The sequence below is a fragment of the Streptomyces varsoviensis genome, assembly GCF_000718635.1.
Taxonomy (GTDB): domain Bacteria; phylum Actinomycetota; class Actinomycetes; order Streptomycetales; family Streptomycetaceae; genus Streptomyces; species Streptomyces varsoviensis.
Genome location: NZ_JOBF01000011.1, coordinates 27,468 through 44,261 on the forward strand (window position 1 = coordinate 27,468; position 16,794 = coordinate 44,261).

Annotated in this window: 15 protein-coding genes; 3 read left to right on the forward strand and 12 right to left on the reverse strand. The window is 75.3% G+C overall.

What is annotated here, in order from left to right; genetic code table 11:
• Positions 1 to 52 precede the first annotated feature (52 nt).
• The 8 genes from IF55_RS16475 to IF55_RS16510 form a co-directional block, all read right to left on the reverse strand.
• The gene (locus tag IF55_RS16475) at positions 53 to 760 is read right to left on the reverse strand and encodes a glycosyltransferase family 2 protein (protein WP_030877401.1); all 708 of its coding nucleotides are present in this window, start codon (positions 758 to 760) and stop codon (positions 53 to 55) included.
• Complete coding sequence (locus IF55_RS16480; RefSeq protein WP_030877399.1) at positions 757 to 1,392, reverse strand: SAM-dependent methyltransferase; 636 nt, start codon at positions 1,390 to 1,392, stop codon at positions 757 to 759. Before IF55_RS16480 ends, IF55_RS16475 begins: the two co-directional genes overlap by 4 nt.
• Positions 1,389 to 2,156 (reverse strand): PIG-L deacetylase family protein, encoded by a 768-nt coding sequence (locus IF55_RS16485; protein WP_030877396.1) that lies wholly within the window; start codon positions 2,154 to 2,156, stop codon positions 1,389 to 1,391. The genes IF55_RS16480 and IF55_RS16485 overlap by 4 nt, the downstream gene beginning before the upstream one ends.
• Complete coding sequence (locus tag IF55_RS16490; RefSeq protein WP_048832058.1) at positions 2,153 to 3,196, reverse strand: acyl-CoA dehydrogenase family protein; 1,044 nt, start codon at positions 3,194 to 3,196, stop codon at positions 2,153 to 2,155. Before IF55_RS16490 ends, IF55_RS16485 begins: the two co-directional genes overlap by 4 nt.
• A gap of 213 nt (positions 3,197 to 3,409) precedes the next feature.
• A complete protein-coding gene (locus tag IF55_RS16495; protein WP_030877392.1) occupies positions 3,410 to 3,886 on the reverse strand; it encodes a hypothetical protein in 477 nt (158 codons plus the stop codon).
• A 91-nt stretch (positions 3,887 to 3,977) separates the two neighbouring features.
• On the reverse strand, positions 3,978 to 4,907 hold the full coding sequence (locus IF55_RS16500; protein WP_030877391.1) for a PhzF family phenazine biosynthesis protein: 930 nt from the start codon (positions 4,905 to 4,907) through the stop codon (positions 3,978 to 3,980).
• A gap of 162 nt (positions 4,908 to 5,069) precedes the next feature.
• Positions 5,070 to 5,723, reverse strand: a complete 654-nt coding sequence (locus tag IF55_RS16505; RefSeq protein WP_030877389.1) for a response regulator — start codon at positions 5,721 to 5,723, stop codon at positions 5,070 to 5,072.
• A 108-nt stretch (positions 5,724 to 5,831) separates the two neighbouring features.
• Positions 5,832 to 7,586: a sensor histidine kinase gene (locus IF55_RS16510; RefSeq protein ID WP_342668312.1), complete on the reverse strand. Its 1,755-nt coding sequence runs from the start codon at positions 7,584 to 7,586 to the stop codon at positions 5,832 to 5,834.
• Positions 7,587 to 7,842: 256 nt separating this feature from the next.
• On the opposite strand from IF55_RS16510, the gene IF55_RS16515 reads away from it, so the two are divergent.
• The 3 genes from IF55_RS16515 (at position 7,843) to IF55_RS16525 (ending at position 12,160) form a co-directional block, all read left to right on the forward strand.
• On the forward strand, positions 7,843 to 8,676 hold the full coding sequence (locus IF55_RS16515; protein WP_030877384.1) for a M55 family metallopeptidase: 834 nt from the start codon (positions 7,843 to 7,845) through the stop codon (positions 8,674 to 8,676).
• Positions 8,669 to 10,063 carry a M20/M25/M40 family metallo-hydrolase gene (locus IF55_RS16520; protein ID WP_048832059.1) on the forward strand — a complete coding sequence of 465 codons (1,395 nt, stop codon included), beginning with the start codon at positions 8,669 to 8,671 and terminating at the stop codon, positions 10,061 to 10,063. The genes IF55_RS16515 and IF55_RS16520 overlap by 8 nt, the downstream gene beginning before the upstream one ends.
• A 105-nt stretch (positions 10,064 to 10,168) precedes the next feature.
• Positions 10,169 to 12,160, forward strand: coding sequence for a prolyl oligopeptidase family serine peptidase (locus IF55_RS16525; protein WP_030877378.1), 1,992 nt, complete (start codon positions 10,169 to 10,171; stop codon positions 12,158 to 12,160).
• A 33-nt stretch (positions 12,161 to 12,193) separates the two neighbouring features.
• Here the strand turns inward: IF55_RS16525 and IF55_RS16530 are convergent, their stop codons facing one another.
• The 4 genes from IF55_RS16530 to IF55_RS16545 form a co-directional block, all read right to left on the reverse strand.
• Positions 12,194 to 13,489, reverse strand: a complete 1,296-nt coding sequence (locus tag IF55_RS16530) for an FtsW/RodA/SpoVE family cell cycle protein (protein ID WP_398244711.1) — start codon at positions 13,487 to 13,489, stop codon at positions 12,194 to 12,196.
• Positions 13,490 to 13,790: 301 nt separating this feature from the next.
• Positions 13,791 to 15,266 carry a sensor histidine kinase gene (locus IF55_RS16535; RefSeq protein WP_048832060.1) on the reverse strand — a complete coding sequence of 492 codons (1,476 nt, stop codon included), beginning with the start codon at positions 15,264 to 15,266 and terminating at the stop codon, positions 13,791 to 13,793.
• A complete protein-coding gene (locus IF55_RS16540; protein WP_030877368.1) occupies positions 15,256 to 15,933 on the reverse strand; it encodes a response regulator transcription factor in 678 nt (225 codons plus the stop codon). The genes IF55_RS16535 and IF55_RS16540 overlap by 11 nt, the downstream gene beginning before the upstream one ends.
• A gap of 9 nt (positions 15,934 to 15,942) precedes the next feature.
• The gene (locus IF55_RS16545; protein ID WP_398244620.1) at positions 15,943 to 16,794 is read right to left on the reverse strand and encodes an ABC transporter ATP-binding protein; all 852 of its coding nucleotides are present in this window, start codon (positions 16,792 to 16,794) and stop codon (positions 15,943 to 15,945) included.

A 16,794-nucleotide genomic window follows, 5' to 3' on the forward strand; every position in this document is an offset into this window, starting at 1 on the left:
TCCGAAGCTCCGGCCGCCCCCGGCCGTACGGGGGCCGGCCGGAGCGCGCGGTTCAGGGGCGCGGCGCGAGGGCGGCGATGGCGTCGCCGAAGCCGCCGTGGGCGCGCGGCCGCAGCCGGCCCGAGGTGGCGACGGGGCAGTCGGAGGTCCGCAGGACGCGGTGGCCCCGGCGGTCGAGCGCGGCGACGAGAGCGTGGTCCTCGCCGAGCGGCAGCGGCGGGAAGCCCTCGGCGCGTACGTACGCCTCCGCGCTCACCCCCAGGTTGGCGCCGTGCACATGCGGGTGGTGCCACGGCCCGTACGGCGGCCTGGTGGCGTAGTACTGCCGCTGGTGGCGGTCCGCCGCGCCGCGCGCCGCCGGCGGCCAGGCGTCGACGGTCACGGTCCCGACCACCGCCTCCCACCCCTCCCGCCCGCGCGCCGTGTAGAAGGCCAGCCAGTCGGCGGGGACGGCGCTGTCGGCGTCGGTGGACGCCACCCAGACGCCCGCCGGCCCGCCCAAGACGTCCAGCGCGTACGCGACGGCGGCCGCGCGGGCCAGGCCGACGTTGCGGTAGTCCACGGGCAGGACGTGCGCCCCGGCGCGGCGCGCGAGCGCCGCGGTGGCGTCCCGGCACCGGTCGGCGGCCACCACGGTCAGCACCCGCACCCCGGCGAGGGAGGCGTGCCGGCGGGCGGCGCCGAGGGCGGCCAGGGCGCGCGGCAGCAGCGCCTCCTCGTCGTGCGCCGGTACGACGACGGCGATGGCGCGCGGTCTCACACCAGGCCCTCGCGGGCGGCGGGGGAGGGCGGGGCGGAGCCGTCCGGGAGCCGCCGGTTGAGCGTCTGGAGGACGAAGTCCTCCTCGAAGTGCTCGCCCGTCACGGCCAGGCTCGGTACGGACGCGAGGACGCTCGCCAGCTCGGCGCCGGTGCGTACGTGCTCGGGCACCCGGTGGTTCCAGTGGACGGCGACGACGGTGCCGCCCGGCTCCAGGGCATCGACGGTCCGGGTCAGCAGCCGGTCCAGGGTCTCGGTGTCGAAGTAGTAGAGCAGTTCGGACAGCACGATGAGGTCGAAGGCGCCCTCGGGCCACTCGTCGGGCACGGCGAGCCGGCGCACCTCCACCTGGGGGAGGTCCCGTGTGCGCCGGGACGCGCTCTCCACGGCCGATTCGATCCGGTCGCAGGCCAGCAGCGAGTCGCACCGCTGGGCCAGCCGCGAGGTCAACTCGCCGACGGAGCAGGCGGGTTCGAAGGCGCGGCGGTAGCGGCGCTGCGGCAGGGAGGCGACGGTCAGCTCGTACTTGCGGTGTTCGTACCAGCGCTCCGCCAGGTGCCAGGGGTCGGCCGCCTCCCGGTACAGGTCCTCGAAGTACGAGGCCGGGGTGGAGGGGGTGGACGGTGTGCTCACGGGAAAACGACCTCCACGTCACGCAGATGGTGTGCGATCTCCTCCGGCGGAAGGATCGCCGCCTCCTCCGGCGCGGGCCCGAGGGGCTCGGTCTGGCTGACGAACCGGGCGACCGCCGCCGCCTTGCGCCCGCGGGCCTCGGGCGGCAGGTCGATGCGGGCCGCCTCCTCCCACGGGACCCGTGGATCGCCGGGCCGCGCCCAGTGCCACAGCCACACGGGGTAGAGCAGGCAGCGCACGCCGGCGCGGGCCGCCGCCGCGCGGGCCGCGCGGCCCGTCGCCTCGTGGTCGCTGTGCACGTCGCCGGTCCACGGGGCGGCGAGCAGCGCGGCGCCCGGCAGCAGCGGCGCGAGCGCCCGGGCCACGGCCCGCTCGTGCCGGGCGACGCGGGTGTCGGGGACGCCGAGCCGGACGATCCCGGCGTCCGGCGCGCCGAGTTCGCGCAGCGCCGCCCGCCGCTCCTCGGCGCGGCGCCGGGCCATGGCGGCCGGGGTCACCGCGCGGGCGGCCGGGTGCGAGCCCTCGCCGTCGGTGACGGCGACGACCGTGAGGTCCGAGCCGGCCCCGGCCAGCAGGGAGATCGCCCCGCCGAAGCCGAGCACCTCGTCGTCCGGGTGGGCCGCCGCCACCACGACGCGGCCCCCGCGCGGCAGCCGCGCCTCGGGCAGCGCCGTCCAGCCCCGCCAGGCCCGCCACAGGCGCTCCTCGGTGCCGGGGGCCTGGAGCGGGTCGGCGTACCGGGTGCGGGTGTGCGGCGCGTTCACCGCTCCGCCTCCGGCCGGGCCAGCAGCGCGCCGAGCGCGGCGAGATCGCGTTCGCCGTGGTGCTGGCGGAGGTAGACGGCCAGGTCGGCCGCGGTACGGGCGTGCCTGGGGTCGTGGCACAGCGGCCCCGCGCCGGTGGCCCGCCCCACCCGGGTGAGGACATCGGCGCAGACCGACTCGACGAAGGCCCGGACCCGCATGCCGCGCGTACGGGCGCCGCCCCGCGTGTCCAGCGGGTCGCCGTCGATCTCCACGGCGGCCTGCCGCAGGACCGTGCCCGCCGCCTGCAACTGGGCGTCGACCGCGCCGAGGTGGGCGTCGGTGTGCGGGTCGGCGTGGCGCTCGGCGGCGCGGCGCAGGGCCCCCGCCACGGCCAGGGCCCCGCCGTACCAGCAGGCCGCCACGCCGATGCCGCCGTGCTGGAAGCCGGGCCGGCGCACGTAGGACTCGACGCCGCCCACGGCGGCGGCCGGCACCTCCGAGAACGTCACGTCGGGCGTGTCGCTGCCGGCCATGCCGATCGCCTGCCAGGTGCCGGGGACCGGCTCGCAGCCGGTGTCCGTGCGGACGGCGAAGAGCCGCCGCCCGTCCGCCGCCCGCGCCGTGACCAGGGCGTGGGTACAACTGTGCGCGCCGGAGCAGTACTGCTTGACCCCGGACAGCAGCCAGCCCTCGGCCGTACGGACGGCCGTCAGCCCCGCACCGGGCGGCTCCGCGGCCCACACGCCCCACCGCTGTCCGGGCGCGGGCGCCGGCCCGCCCAGCTCCGCGAGGATCGCGACGGCGTCCACATGCCCCTCGACCAGCCGGGCCAGGGACAGGTCCTCCTCCGCGACGGCGCGCAGCGCGGCGAAGCGCCGTCCGGTCCGGCCGGAGCCGGGCAGCGGGAACTCCATGCTTCCCGCGGCGATGAGGTCGGCGACGGCGGCGAACCGCCCGGCCGTCGCCCGCCGCACGGCCTCGGGAGCGCTGCCGTCCGCCCCTCGGTGGGCGGGCCCGTTCTCCCGGTGGGACGGCGGAGAGACGGTGACATCGGCCATGCGCACACTCCCGGTCGGCTGCCTGGACCCTCCACTCTGGTGCCTGTCCGCCCCGCCCGCCTCCCGGCCTCCGCCGTTCGACCGGCCCGGCCCCCCGCTCCGGGGACCGCACGAAGGGGCGGCGGCGTAGGGAGGCACGGAGGCGTACGGAGCCGTACGGGCGGCGGCGTACGGAGGTCCGGCGGCGTACGGGCGTACGGGCCGGGCCGCCGGTCAGGCGAGGGCCGCGGCCCGGCGCCGTACCAGCAGGCTCTGCACGGCGAGGGTCACCGCCAGATAGAGGTAGAGCGTCGAGGCGCCGAGCAGCCCGACCCCCGTGGTGTGGTCGATCCACCGGTCCATGCCGATGTGGACGGCCAGCGAGACGAGCCAGAGCGCGGTGGTGACCGCCGTGCCCCGGCGCAGCGCCTGGCCCTCGGGCCCCTGCCAGACCCGCATCGTGCGGGCCCGTGCCGCTCCGAACCCCGCGGCGATGGCGAGGCTCGCCGCCGTGAGGGCGATCGTCGCGGCGCCCAGCGGGTGGTACTTCACGACGGACGCCACGCCGAAGACGAACGCGAGCAGCCCGAGCAGGCCCAGGAACCCCAGGAGGAGCAGCGGGCCGTTCCCGTGCACCGGCCGGGTCCGCAACTGACCGCGGATCAGTAACGCGACGATGACGAGCCCTATGACGATGGCGCCGTTGTTCATGGCCGAAGCCGCCCCCCTTTGGTGCCGACCCATGACACCTCGCCGACCCGCGGCAGATCATGATGATGCGACAAGTAGACCGATATACGTATCAGATCGCGTTGTCGGGGATGACGGTGGCCGTGCCGGAGACGTGGGAGCGGGGGTCTCCCGGTCGCAGTTCGACGGTGAGCAGGCCCGGACGGCCGAGGTCGTGCCCCTGGTGGAGGGTGAGCGTCGCCGGCGGCGAGACCAGGCCCAGCGCGCGGACGTACGCGCCGAACGCGGCCGCCGCCGCACCGGTCGCCGGGTCCTCCACCACGCCGCCGACCGGGAACGGGTCGCGGACGTGGAAGACGTGACCGCCGTCGCCCTCGCCCTCGCCGGGCTCGCGCCAGACCAGGTGCAGCGTCGTCAGGTCGAGGCGGCGCATCAGCGCGGCCAGCCGGTCGAAGTCGTAGTCCAGATCGGCCAGGCGCTCGCGGGTGGCGGCGGCCAGCACCAGGTGGTGGGCGCCCGCGAACGCGATCCGCGGCGGAAGGGCCGGATCGAGGTCGGCGCGGTCCCAGCGGAGGGCGGCCAGCGCCTCGTCGAGGTCGGCCGGCGCCGCCTCCCGCACCACCGGCTCCACGCTCGTCAGCGTGGCCCGCAGGACGCCGTCCGCCGACTCCACGGCGACCGGCACCACCCCGGCCGGGGTGGCGAAGACCAGCTCTCCGGGGCCGATCCGCTCCGCGAGCGCCACGGCCGTGGCGATGGTCGCGTGCCCGCAGAAGGAGACCTCGGCGAGCGGGCTGAAGTAGCGGATCGTGAACGAGCGGCCGGACCCGTCCGCCAGCCGCTTCGGCGGCGGTGTGAGGAACGCGGTCTCGGAGTAGCCCAGTTCGGCGGCGATGCCCAGCATCGCGGCGTCGTCGAGGCCGGCCGCGTCCGGCACCACCCCGGCCGGGTTGCCCCCGGCCGGGTCGTCGGAGAAGGCGGCGTAGCGCAGAACCCGCGGATCGCTCGTGACGGCGCTTCTACCAGCGCGTGTGACTGACATGACCGCGCAACCGGCGCGCGGCTCGGAGGTATTCCCGCCGCCCCGCGCCGACCGGGCGTTTCCGGCCGGACCCCGGGCCGTACGCCCCGAGCCGCCGTACGCCCCGAGATGCCGGACGGGCGTACGCATCAGGGCCGCGTACGCCCGTGGAGGCACCCCGCCTCAGCCCTCCAGCCCCGCGTCCCTGGCCAGCAGCGCCGCCTGCACCCGGTTCTCGCACTCCAGCTTGGTCAGGATGCGGCTCACGTACGTCTTGATGGTGGCCTCGCTCATATGGATGCGCCGGGCCGCGGCGGCGTTGGAGAGTCCCTGGGCCAGGAGCGCCAGGACCTCCCGCTCGCGCTCGGTCAGGGTGGCGAGCCGGCCGCGGGCCGCCTCGGCGCGGCGCGCGGTGTCGCCCGCGGCCAGGGAGTCCACGACGTGCCGGGTGGCCGCGGGGGAGAGGTAGGCGTCGCCGGCCGCGGCGGCCCGCACCGCGCCGATCAGCTCGGCCGGCGCGGAGTCCTTGAGCAGGAAGCCGGCGCTGCCCTCCGACAGGGCTCGCAGCACGTTCCGCTGCTCCCCGAAGGTCGTCAGGATCAGCACCCGCGCCTCGGGCCGGGCCCGGCGCAGCTCGGCGAGGGCCGTGAGCCCGTCCATGACCGGCATCTGGATGTCGAGCAGCACGACGTCCGCGCGGTGCGCCCGGGCCAGTTCCACCGCGTCGCGGCCGTCGCCCGCCTCCGCGACGACGTCGATGTCGTCGGCGGAGTCGAGGATCATCCGGATACCGGCTCGGATGAGCGGTTCGTCGTCGGTGATGAGGACCCTGATCACTACTCTCCTGCGGGCCTGAGCGGTCGGTCGGGTGTGCGGCTGCCCGGACATCATCCCCGACCGGGCCGCCCGCCCACCGGCCCGGGGCCGCGGGCGGCCCGGCCGGGCCTACGACTTGACCTCGAACGTCTTCTTCTCGACCAGACGGCCGCCCTTGAAGCAGAACCGGTAGACGATGTCGTGGGCCGAATCCTTCGCGTCCGCCGTGGACATCAGGCTCAGGCAGTCGGTCCCGGCCGGCTTCGGCGGCGCGCCCTTGTCCAGCCCCTGGGTCAGGAAGGACTTGCCGTCGGGCAGCCGGTCGCGTACAGCCCGCTCGGACTGGCCCACCGTCACCTCGTCGTACTCCTTCGGGTCGATCATGCTCCGTTCCGCGTGCTGGAAGAGCTTGATCCCGCCGAAGACGAGCCCTCCCACGACGATCAGCGCCGTCAGGCCGCAGCCCAGGGCCCAGCCCCCGCGTCGTCCGTTCCTGTTCACTGCTTCCGCCAGCTCCTTGTGCAGGGCGTGTCCCTCGATGACCGGATCACTGTCACCGTGGGAGCCCGTGCGGCGCTGTCGCCGAAGGTCGTCCGCCCGATCGACGAACGTCGTCGGCTCCGGCGCGGGCGCGCCCGCCGGGGCGTCCGCGCCCGCCGGGGCGTACGGCAGCACGCCCGCCAGCCGGAAGCCGCCCTCCGCCGTCGGACCGGCGTGCACCATCCCGCCGATCAGCCGGGTCCGCTCGCCGAGCCCGGTCAGCCCCTGGCCGCCGCTGACCGCGGCCCGCCCGGCCCCGGCCGGCGGCGGACCGTTGACGACCTCCACGACCAGCGAGTCCGCGTCGTAGTGCAGGGCGAGTTCGATCGGCGCGCCGGGCGCGTGCTTGTGCGCGTTGGTCAGCCCCTCCTGCGCGACGCGGTACGCGGCGTGGTCGGCGGCCGGGCTGAGCGGCCGCGGCTCGCCGGCGCGCCGCAGCTCCACGCGCGTACCGGCGGCGCGGGAGGAGCGCGCCAGGTCCTCGATGCCGTCCACGACGCCGGCGGCGGGCCCGGCCTCCTCGGGCGGGCCCGGGTCCTGGGTGCCGTCCCGCAGCAGCCCGACCACCTCGCGCAGTTCGCGCATCGCGGTCACGGACGCCTCCCGCAGGACGCCGACGGCCTCCCGCTGCCGCCCCGTCAGCTCGCTGTCGACCTCCAGCGCGCCGGTGTGCACGGAGATCAGCGCGAGCTGGTGGCCGAGGCTGTCGTGCATGTCCTGCGCGATGCGCTGGCGCTCGCGCAGCCGGGCCTGCCCGGCGACCATCTCCCGCTCGCGCAGCAACTGGGCGCTGTAGTCGCGCAGCGCCTCCACGAGCGCCCGCCGCTGCGACGAGTAGCGGCTGATCAGGCCGGGCACCACGATCAGGGACAGCATCAGCAGCGCGCTGAAGATCAGCGAGGAGATCAGGAGGTGGGGGAGGTCCTGGATCACGGACGCGGCGACGCTCAGCACATAGGCGGCGGCGAAGGCGAGGGTGGCCCGGCCGTGCCGCGCGATCCGCCGCCCCGCCGACCAGGCGGCGACGGGGACCAGCGCCAGCAGCCCCGGCAGCACGATCCCGCCGACGGCGGTGAGCAGCAGTACGGGCGTGGGCAGCACCCGGCGCAGCGGGCAGAGCAGCGCGACGGCGACCGCCACCGCGATGGTCCGCGGGGCGTCGGCCCCCGTGTCCTCCAGCGTCAGGGCCAGCAGCCCCAGCACCAGGCTCAGCAGCGCCTCGCCGATGATGCGGCCGATGGACCACATGCCGGGCGCGAAGAGCCGGCGGAACGCCTCGGACAGCCGCCGCGGCGCGCGGAGCAGCTCGTCCGCGAGGCTTCCCCCGTGTTTCACAAGTCTCACGCGACCACGTTAGACAGCTCTTTTCCCGGCCGCAGTCATCGTTCGTCGCGACCGGCGGCGACGAAGGAACGACGAAAGAACGCGGTGAGACCGCTGTAAGACGGTGAAAGGCAGGGAAAGTACAGAGAAAGACGGTGAAAGCCGATCAAAGACACCGGAAGGCGCCGGAAGGCACCGAAAGAACGCCGGAACACCGGCAAAATCGGCGCCAGGACTACTGCGCACAGCCTCCCACCTGCGATAGGACTGGTGCATGGTGAAGATCCTCATCTCCGCGGACATGGAGGGCGCCACCGGGGTCACCTGGCCGGCCGATGTGCTGCCGGGCGCCTCGCAGTGGGAGCGCTGCCGGCATCTGTTCACCTCGGACGTGAGCGCGGCCGTCGCCGGGTTCTTCGCCGGCGGCGCGGACGAGGTGCTGGTCAACGAGGCGCACTGGTCCATGCGCAATCTGCTGGTCGAGGAGTTGGACGAGCGGGCCCAACTGCTCGTCGGCAAGCACAAGACCCTGAGCATGGTCGAGGGCGTGCAGCACGGCGACGTGGACGGCATCGCGTTCGTCGGCTACCACACCGGGGCGGGCACCGAGGGCGTGCTCGCCCACACCTACCTCGCCAACTCCATCACCGGCGTCTGGGTGGACGGCGCGCGGGCCGGCGAGGGGTTGCTGAACTCCTTGGTCGTCGCCGAATACGGTGTGCCCGTGGTGCTGGTGACGGGCGACGACATGACCTGCGAGGACGCCAAGGGCTATGCGCCGCGCGCCCGTTCGGTCGCGGTGAAGGACTATGTGTCGCGGTACGCGGCGGTCTGCCGCACCCCGGCGCGTACCGCCGCCGACATCGAGGCCGCGGCGCGCGAGGCCGTGGCCCTGGCCGGGCGGTACGAACCGGTGCGGTCCGGGCCCCACACCGTGGAGCTCGAATTCGACGCCGAACACCTGGCGGGCGCCGCGACCGTGGTGCCGGGCGTGGAGCACACCGGGGAGCGCCGCGTCGCCTACACCACAACGACCATGTACGAGGGCATCCGCGCCTTCAAGGCGGTCACCACCGTCGTGTCGGCCGCGGTGGAGGAGCAGTATGGCTGAGGAGTCCCTGAACGACGGCGGCGCGGGCCGCGGCGAGGGCGACCGGGTGGACGGCGCGGCGCTCGCCGAGGTGGTGCGGTTCACCAGTGAGCTGATCCGCGTCGACACGACCAACCGCGGCGGCGGCGACTGCCGGGAGCGGCCCGCCGCCGAGTACGTCGCCGAGCGCCTCGCCGACGCGGGCATCGAACCGACGCTGCTGGAGCGCGAGCCCGGCCGCACGAACGTCGTCGCCCGCGTCCCCGGCGCCGACCCCGGCGCGGACGCGCTGCTCGTCCACGGCCACCTCGACGTGGTCCCCGCCGAGCCCGCCGACTGGAGCGTGCACCCCTTCTCCGGGGAGGTCCGCGACGGCGTGGTGTGGGGGCGCGGCGCGATCGACATGAAGAACATGGACGCGATGGTCCTCGCGACCGTACGGGCCTGGGCGCGGGCCGGGGTGCGGCCGCCGCGCGACATCGTGCTGGCCTTCACCGCCGACGAGGAGGACAGCGCCGCCGCCGGCGCCGGCTTCCTGGTGGAGGAGCACGCCCATCTCTTCGAGGGCTGCACGGAGGGCATCAGCGAGTCCGGGGCGTTCACCTTCCACGCCGGCGGCGGGCTGCGGATCTATCCGGTGGGGGCGGGGGAGCGCGGAACGGGCTGGCTGCGGCTCACCGCGCGCGGCACCGCGGGCCACGGCTCCAAGGTGAACTCGGACAACGCTGTCAGCAACCTCGCCGCGGCCATCGCCCGGATCGCCGACCACCAGTGGCCCGTCCGCCTCACCCCGACCGTACGGGCCGCGCTCGGCGAACTGGCCGCGCTGCACGGCATCGAGGCGAGGCTGGACGCCGCCGACTTCGACGTCGACGAACTGCTCGGCAAGCTGGGCCCGGCCGCCGCGCTCGTCGCCCCGACGGTCCGCAACAGCGCCAACCCGACCATGCTCGACGCCGGGTACAAGATCAACGTCATTCCGGGGACCGCCGTCGGCCACGTCGACGGGCGGATGGTGCCCGGCGGCGAGGAGGAGTTCCGCGCCACCCTCGACCGGCTCACCGGGCCGGACGTGACATGGGAGTTCCAGCACGAGGAGATCCCGCTCCAGGCGCCCGTGGACTCCCCGGCGTTCGCCGCGATGCGGGCCGCGATCGAGAAGTTCGACCCGACCGCGCACGCGGTCCCGTACTGCATGTCCGGCGGCACGGACGCCAAGCAGTTCTCCCGGCTGGGCGTCGTCGGCTACGGCTTCTCGCCGCTCAAACTGCCCGCCGGATTCGACTACCAGGCCCTCTTCCACGGCGTGGACGAGCGGGTCCCCGTCGAGGCGCTGCACTTCGGCGTCCGCGTGCTCGACGACTTCATGATGCGCGCGGGCCGCCCGAGCCGGACCACGGCTCCGTGAATCCCTCTTGAAGCCGCGCCGCACTCTCTGCTGAAGTCCTTCCCGCGGGCCCAGTCCGGCTCGGGCCCATCCGCACCGTCCCCCGCCACAGGAGGCGTAGCCATCATGACGACCACGGCGCCCTACGGAGCCTGGCCCTCCCCGATCGACGCCCAGCTCGCCGCCGCGCGGGACGGCCGGCCCGGCTTCCTCGGCACGGTCGGCGACGAGGTGTGGTGGGTCGCGCCCCGCCCCGAGGAGGGCGGCCGGCGCGCGCTGATGCGGCTGCGCGACGGCGTCGAGGAGTCGCCGCTGGCCGCGCCGTGGAACATCCGCACCCGGGTGATCGAGTACGGCGGGCAGCCGTGGGCGGGGGCGCCCCGCGAGCACGGCGGCCCGCTGATCGTCTTCAGCGACTTCGCCGACCAGCGGCTCTACGCCTACGAGCCGGACCACCCGGACGGCGCGGCCCCGCGTCCGCTCACCCCCGTGTCGGACATCGGCGGCGGGCTGCGCTGGGTCGACGCGAGCGTCCACCTGGACCGGGGCGAAGTCTGGTGCGTCCTGGAGGAGTTCACCGGCGAGGGCCCCACCGACGTGCGCCGCGTCATCGCGGCCGTACCGCTGGACGGCTCCGCCGCCGAGGACCGGGGCCGCGTCCGCGAACTGACCGACGACCGGCACCGGTTCCTCACCGGGCCCCGGCTCTCGCCCGACGGGCGGCGGGCGGCCTGGCTCGCCTGGGACCACCCGCGGATGCCGTGGGACGGCACGGAGCTGCGCGTCGCGGAGACCGCCGACGCCGCGACGGCCGGGTTCACGGGCGCGCGCACCGTGCTCGGCGGCCCCGGCGAGGCCGTCGCCCAGGCCGAATGGACCGCCTACGGCACGCTCCTCGCCGCCACCGACCGCACCGGCTGGTGGAACGTGCACCGCGTCGACCCGGACACCGGCGAGACCGCCCCCGTCTGCCCGCGCGAGGAGGAGTTCGCCGGTCCGCTGTGGACGATCGGCCAGCGCTGGTTCGCGCCGCTGGACAACGGCACCGTCGCCGTCGTGCACGGCCGCGGCACTACCGCGCTGGGCATACTCGACCCGCTCAGCGGCGAACTCGTCGACGCGGCGGGCCCCTGGACGGACTGGGCCGCGTCGCTGGCCGTCAGCGGCACCCGCGTCTTCGGCATCGCCGCCAGCCCGCGCACCGGCTACGAGGTGGTGGAGCTCGACGCCTGTACGGGCCGCAGCCGGGTCGCCGCCGCCGGCCACACCGACCCCGTGGACCGCGCCTACTACCCCGAGCCGCAGCTCCGCGTCTTCACCGGCCCCGACGGACGGGACATCCACGCCCACGTCCACCCGCCGCACAGCCCCGACCACACGGGCCCCTCCGACGAGCTGCCGCCCTACGTCGTGTGGGCCCACGGCGGCCCCACCAGCCGCGTCCCGCTCGTCCTCGACCTGGAGATCGCCTACTTCACCTCCCGCGGCATCGGCGTCGTGGAGGTCAACTACGGAGGCTCGACGGGGTACGGGCGCGAGTACCGCGACCGGCTGCGCGGGAACTGGGGCGTGGTCGACGTCGAGGACTGTGCCGCCGTCGCCCGGGCCCTCGCCGACGAGGGCACCGCCGACCGGGCGCGGCTCGCCATCCGCGGCGGCAGCGCCGGCGGCTGGACCACGGCCGCCTCGCTCACCTCGACCGACGTCTACGCCTGCGGCACCATCAGCTACCCGGTCCTGGACCTCGTCGGCTGGGCGGCCGACGGCACCCACGACTTCGAGTCCCAGTACCTGCACTCCCTGATCGGCCCGCTCGCCGAGGCGCCCGACCGCTACCGGGACCGCTCACCGCTGCACCGCGCCGCCCGCCTCTCCGTGCCCTTCGTGCTCCTCCAGGGCCTGGAGGACCCGATCTGCCCGCCCGTGCAGTGCGAGCGGTTCCTCGAAGCGCTCAAGGGGCGCGGCATCCCGCACGCGTACCTCTCCTTCGAGGGCGAGGGCCACGGCTTCCGCCGCGCCGACACCATGGTCCGGGCGCTGGAGGCCGAGCTCTCCCTGTACGCGCAGGTCTTCGGCTTCGCCGCCCCGGACATCCCCGAGCTGCCGCTCGCCGAGTGAGGACGCGCCCCCGGCCGCGGCCGGGGGCGCCGCTCAGAGGTCCTGCTGCCGCCGCGCCCCGTCGCTGACCTTGATCATGACGGCGATGAGCAGCCAGTTCGCGACCATGGACGAGCCGCCCTGGGCCAGGAACGGGAGCGCCTTGCCGGTCAGCGGCATCAGCCCGGTGACGCCGCCCGCCACCACGAAGACCTGGAGGGCGAGGACGACGGCGAGGCCGAGGGAGAGCAGCTTGCCGAAGGGGTCGTTGGCGAGCAGGGCGGTGCGCAGCCCGCGCTGGATCAGCAGCGCGTACAGCACGATCACCGCCATGGTGCCGGCCAGCCCCAGCTCCTCGCCGACGCTGGTCAGGATGAAGTCGGAGCGGCCCGCGAACTGGATCAGGTCCGGGTGGCCGAGCCCCAGGCCCGTACCGCCGACGCCGCCGGAGCCGAAGCTGAACAGCGCCTGCGCGGCCTGGTCGGAGACGAGCCCCGGCGGCCGCTGATCCGGCGGCAGATAGATGTCGAAGGGATGCAGCCACGCGACGATACGGCCCTTGACGTGCGGCTCCGTCGAGCCGACCGCGAACGCGCCGACCGCGGCCATCAGCACGCCGCACACCACCCAACTGGTGCGCTCGGTGGCGGCGTAGAGCATCACCACGAACAGGCCGAAGAAGATCAGCGAGGTGCCCAGGTCGCGCTCGAAGACCAGGACGAGCAGGCTGATGATCCAGATCGTGACGATCGGGCCGAGCTGCCGGCCCGGCGGCAGCCGCATGCCCAGGAAGCGGCGGCCCGTCAGGGTGAGCGCGTCCCGGTGCGTGACGAGGTACCCGGCGAAGAAGATCGCGATCATGACCTTCACGAACTCGCCCGGCTGGAAGGTGAGCGGCCCCACGTGGACCCACCGCTTCGCGCCGTAGGAGTCGCCCGGGAACATCGCCGGGGCGATGAGCAGCACGAGCGCCGCGGCCATGGTCACGTAGATATAGCGCTGGAGCCGCCGGTAGTCCTTGAGGAAGGCGATCACCGCGATGGCCACGCCGACGCCCGCGACGGTCCAGATGAGCTGGCCCGGCGCCATCGCGCCGGAGTGCCAGCGTTCCTTGTAGGAGTGGTCCAGCCGGTGGATGAGGACCAGTCCGAGACCGGTCAGCAGCATCGCCAGCGGCAGGATCAGCGGATCGGCCCGCGCCGCGAAGCGGCGCACCGCGATGTGCGCCACCAGCGAGCAGCACGCCTGCGAGGCCACGAAGCCGGCCAGCCCGTCGGGCACCTGACCGGTCAGGCCGAGCCCCGCGTCGGTGTAGCCGAAGGTGACGATGAACAGGACGAAGAGCAGCAGCAGCGCCTCGGTGCGGCGGGGGCTCGGCGACCCCGACGCGGCGCGCCACCGGCGGCCGCGGGCCCCGTCGGCGGGTCCGGCGAGGGTGGTCGCGTCGCCGGAGACGCCCGGGTCCGCCCCGGCGGCGGTCACCGCCAATGGCTCGGTGATCCGTCCACGCACGGTGTCCTCCCGGTTCGAACGGTGGTACGGCCCGTGGGCACGAGGCCGCACGGGCATGATCCGATCATCATCTGATCATCGCTGACCGCCGCTGAAGAGAACCTGAGGTTCCTGAAGACCCTTTAAGGAAGCGGTCCCTTCAGGAAGCCCTTCCTTCAGAGGGGGAGCGGTCCGCGTCCGGGCCGGGTCTTCGGCGGGCGGCCGCGCCGGTCGGGAAGCGGGCCGCCAGCCGCGCCCCGGCGGCGCCGTCCGGCGCGGGCTCCACGCGCAGCGACCCGCCGTGCGCCTGGGCGATCTCCCGGGCGATGGCGAGCCCGAGGCCGGTACCGCCGCTGCCCCGGTCGCGGGCCGGGTGCAGCCGGGTGAAGCGCTCGAAGACCCGCTCCGCGGCGTCGGGCGGGATGCCGGGCCCGTCGTCGGTCACCGTCAGCGACGCCTCGCCGGTCACCGGGTCCAGGGCGGCGCGGATACGTACGGCCGACCGCGCGTACCGCTGGGCGTTGTCGACGAGGTTGGCCAGCAGCCGCTCCAACTGCGCGTGGTCGCCCCGGACGGGCACCGGCTCGTCGGCGGCGAGGGTGAGGGGCACCCGCGGCGAGCGGCGCCGCGCGATCTCCTCGGCGGCCAGCAGCGCCAGGTCCACCGCCTGGTCCGGGCGGTGCACCCGGGCGTCGAGCCGGGCGAGCAGCAGCAGGTCCGTGATGATCCGCTGGAGCCGGTCGGCGTCGCCGAGCGCCTGCCGTACGGACGCGGCGAGCCGCGGGTCGCTGGAGCCGACGAGCCCCACCTCCAGCTCGGCGCGGAGCGCCGCGACCGGGTTGCGCAGCTCGTGCGAGGCGTCGGCGACGAACTGCCGCTGCCGGTCCACGGCCTGCTCCAGCCGGTCGAGGGTGGCGTTGACGGTCCGGGCGAGCCGGGCGACCTCGTCGCCGCTGTCCGGGTCCGGCACCCTGCGGTCCAGTTCGCTGGCGGTGACGGCGGCCAGCTCGCCGCGGATCGCGGCGACGGGCCGCAGCGCGAGCCCGGTCACCGCCCAGGCGATGCCGACGGTCAGGGCCATCAGCAGGGGCGCGCCGATCAGCAGGGTCAGGGCGAGGGCGCTGGTGGCGTTGGAGACGTCGTTGAGGACGGTGAGGCCGTAGACGTAGCGGTCGCCCCGCGGGTCGGGGGCGCGTACGACGACGGCGACGCTGCGCTGCCCGCCGGCGGCCTTCGCGCAGCACAGGACGCGGGTCGCGGAGTCCTGCCCGGCGGGCGGGCGGAACCCGGCGAGCCCGGCGGCGCGGGTCGCCGGGTCCGGGCCGGTGCCCGCGAGCACCTGCCCGCGCGGCCCCAGGACGAAGACGGAGTCGACGCCGCCGTCGGGTTCGGGCAGCCCCGCCGAGAGGCGCCCGCGGCCGGGCTCGGGGCCGAGCCCGGCCGCGGTCTTGCGGGCGGCCAGCTCGGTGCGCTCGGCGGCGTTGTCGAGGAGGTTGTGGCGCAGCACGAGATAGAGCCAGCCGCCGCCGGCCGCCAGGATGACGGCCATGGTCAGGGCCGCGGCGGCGGTGGCCCGGGCCCGTACCGTACGGGGCAGGAGGCGGCGCAGCCGGCGGTGCGGGCGGTCAGCCGTCATCGGGTGTCACCCGGTAGCCGACGCCCCGCACGGTGCGGATGGAGCGGCGCCCGAAGGGGGCGTCCACCTTCTTGCGGAGCGAGCTGATGTAGACCTCGACGATATTGGGGTCGATGTCGCCGGGGGCGTCCCAGACCTCGTGCAGGATGTCCGATTTGGCGACCGCCTGGCCGCCGCCGCCCATCAGGCAGGACAGGACGGCGAGTTCGCGGGTGGTCAGCTCGATCTCCCGGGCGCCGCGGCGGCAGGCGCGCGCGGCGACGTCCAGGACGAGGTCCCCGGCCTGCAGGGTGGTGGGCCGCTCGCGCCCGGCCCGGCGGCCCAGCGCCCGCAGCCGGGCGAGCAGGACCACGAAGGAGAAGGGCTTGGCGAGGTAGTCGTCGGCGCCCGCGTCGAGCCCCTCGGCCTCGTCGTACTCGCCGTCCTTCGCGGTGAGCATGAGGATCGGCGTACGGTCCTTGAGCCGCCGCAGCCGCCCGCAGACCTCGTAGCCGTCGAGGCCGGGCAGCATCACGTCGAGGACGAGCGCGTCGTACCCCTGGGCCAGGGCGAGCTCCAGGCCGCGCCGCCCGTCGTGCGCCACGTCCACCCAGTGGCCCGCGGCGGCCAGCCCCCGCCGGAGGGTGTCGGCCAGCCGCTCTTCGTCCTCGACCACCAGAATGCGCACGTGGGAAGCCTACATTCGGGCCTTTCCGGGGCCGGCCGCCGCGGGGGCGGGAGCGGCGGCGGGGGCCCGCGGCGTACGGGCGGCGGGCACCACGACGGGGGAGCCGTCGCCGGGGGCCGCGAGCACGTCGGCGTCGATGCCGTACAGGGTGCGTACCAGCGCGGCGTCGACGACCTCCCGCGAGGGGCCGTCGGCGACGATCTCGCCGTCGCGCATGGCGACGATGACGTCGGCGTAGCGGGCGGCGCTCATCAGGTCGTGCAGGACCATCACGACGGTGCGGCCCGCGGCGGCCACCGAGCGGGCCAGTTCCAGCACCTCGACGGCGTGGCCGAGGTCGAGGGCGCTGGTCGGCTCGTCGAGGAGGACGAGGGGCGTCTCCTGGGCGAGGACCATGGCGAGCCAGCAGCGCTGGCGCTGGCCGCCGGAGAGCCGGTCGAGCCGGCGGCCGGCCAGCTCGGTGGTGCCGGTGGCGTCCAGGGCGGCGCGCACCGCCCGTTCGTCGTCGCGCGACCACTGGCGGAACAGCCCCTGGTGGGGGTGGCGCCCGTACCGTACGAGCCCGGCGACGGTGACGGCCTCGGGGGCCTGCGGGGCCTGCGGCAGCAGCGAGACGAGGTGGGCGGCGCGGCGCTGGCCGAGCTGCCAGATGTCGGCGCCGCCGACCGTCACGGTGCCGGACCGGGGCTGGTGGAGGCGGGCGATGGTGCGCAGCAGGGTGGACTTGCCGCAGCCGTTGGGGCCGACGATGGCGACGACGCGGCCGGCCGGCACGGTGAGGTCGACGCCGCGGACGGCGAGGTGTCCGGGGTAGCCGGCCTCGACCCGTTCGACGACGAGGTCGTGGGTGCTGTTGGCCAC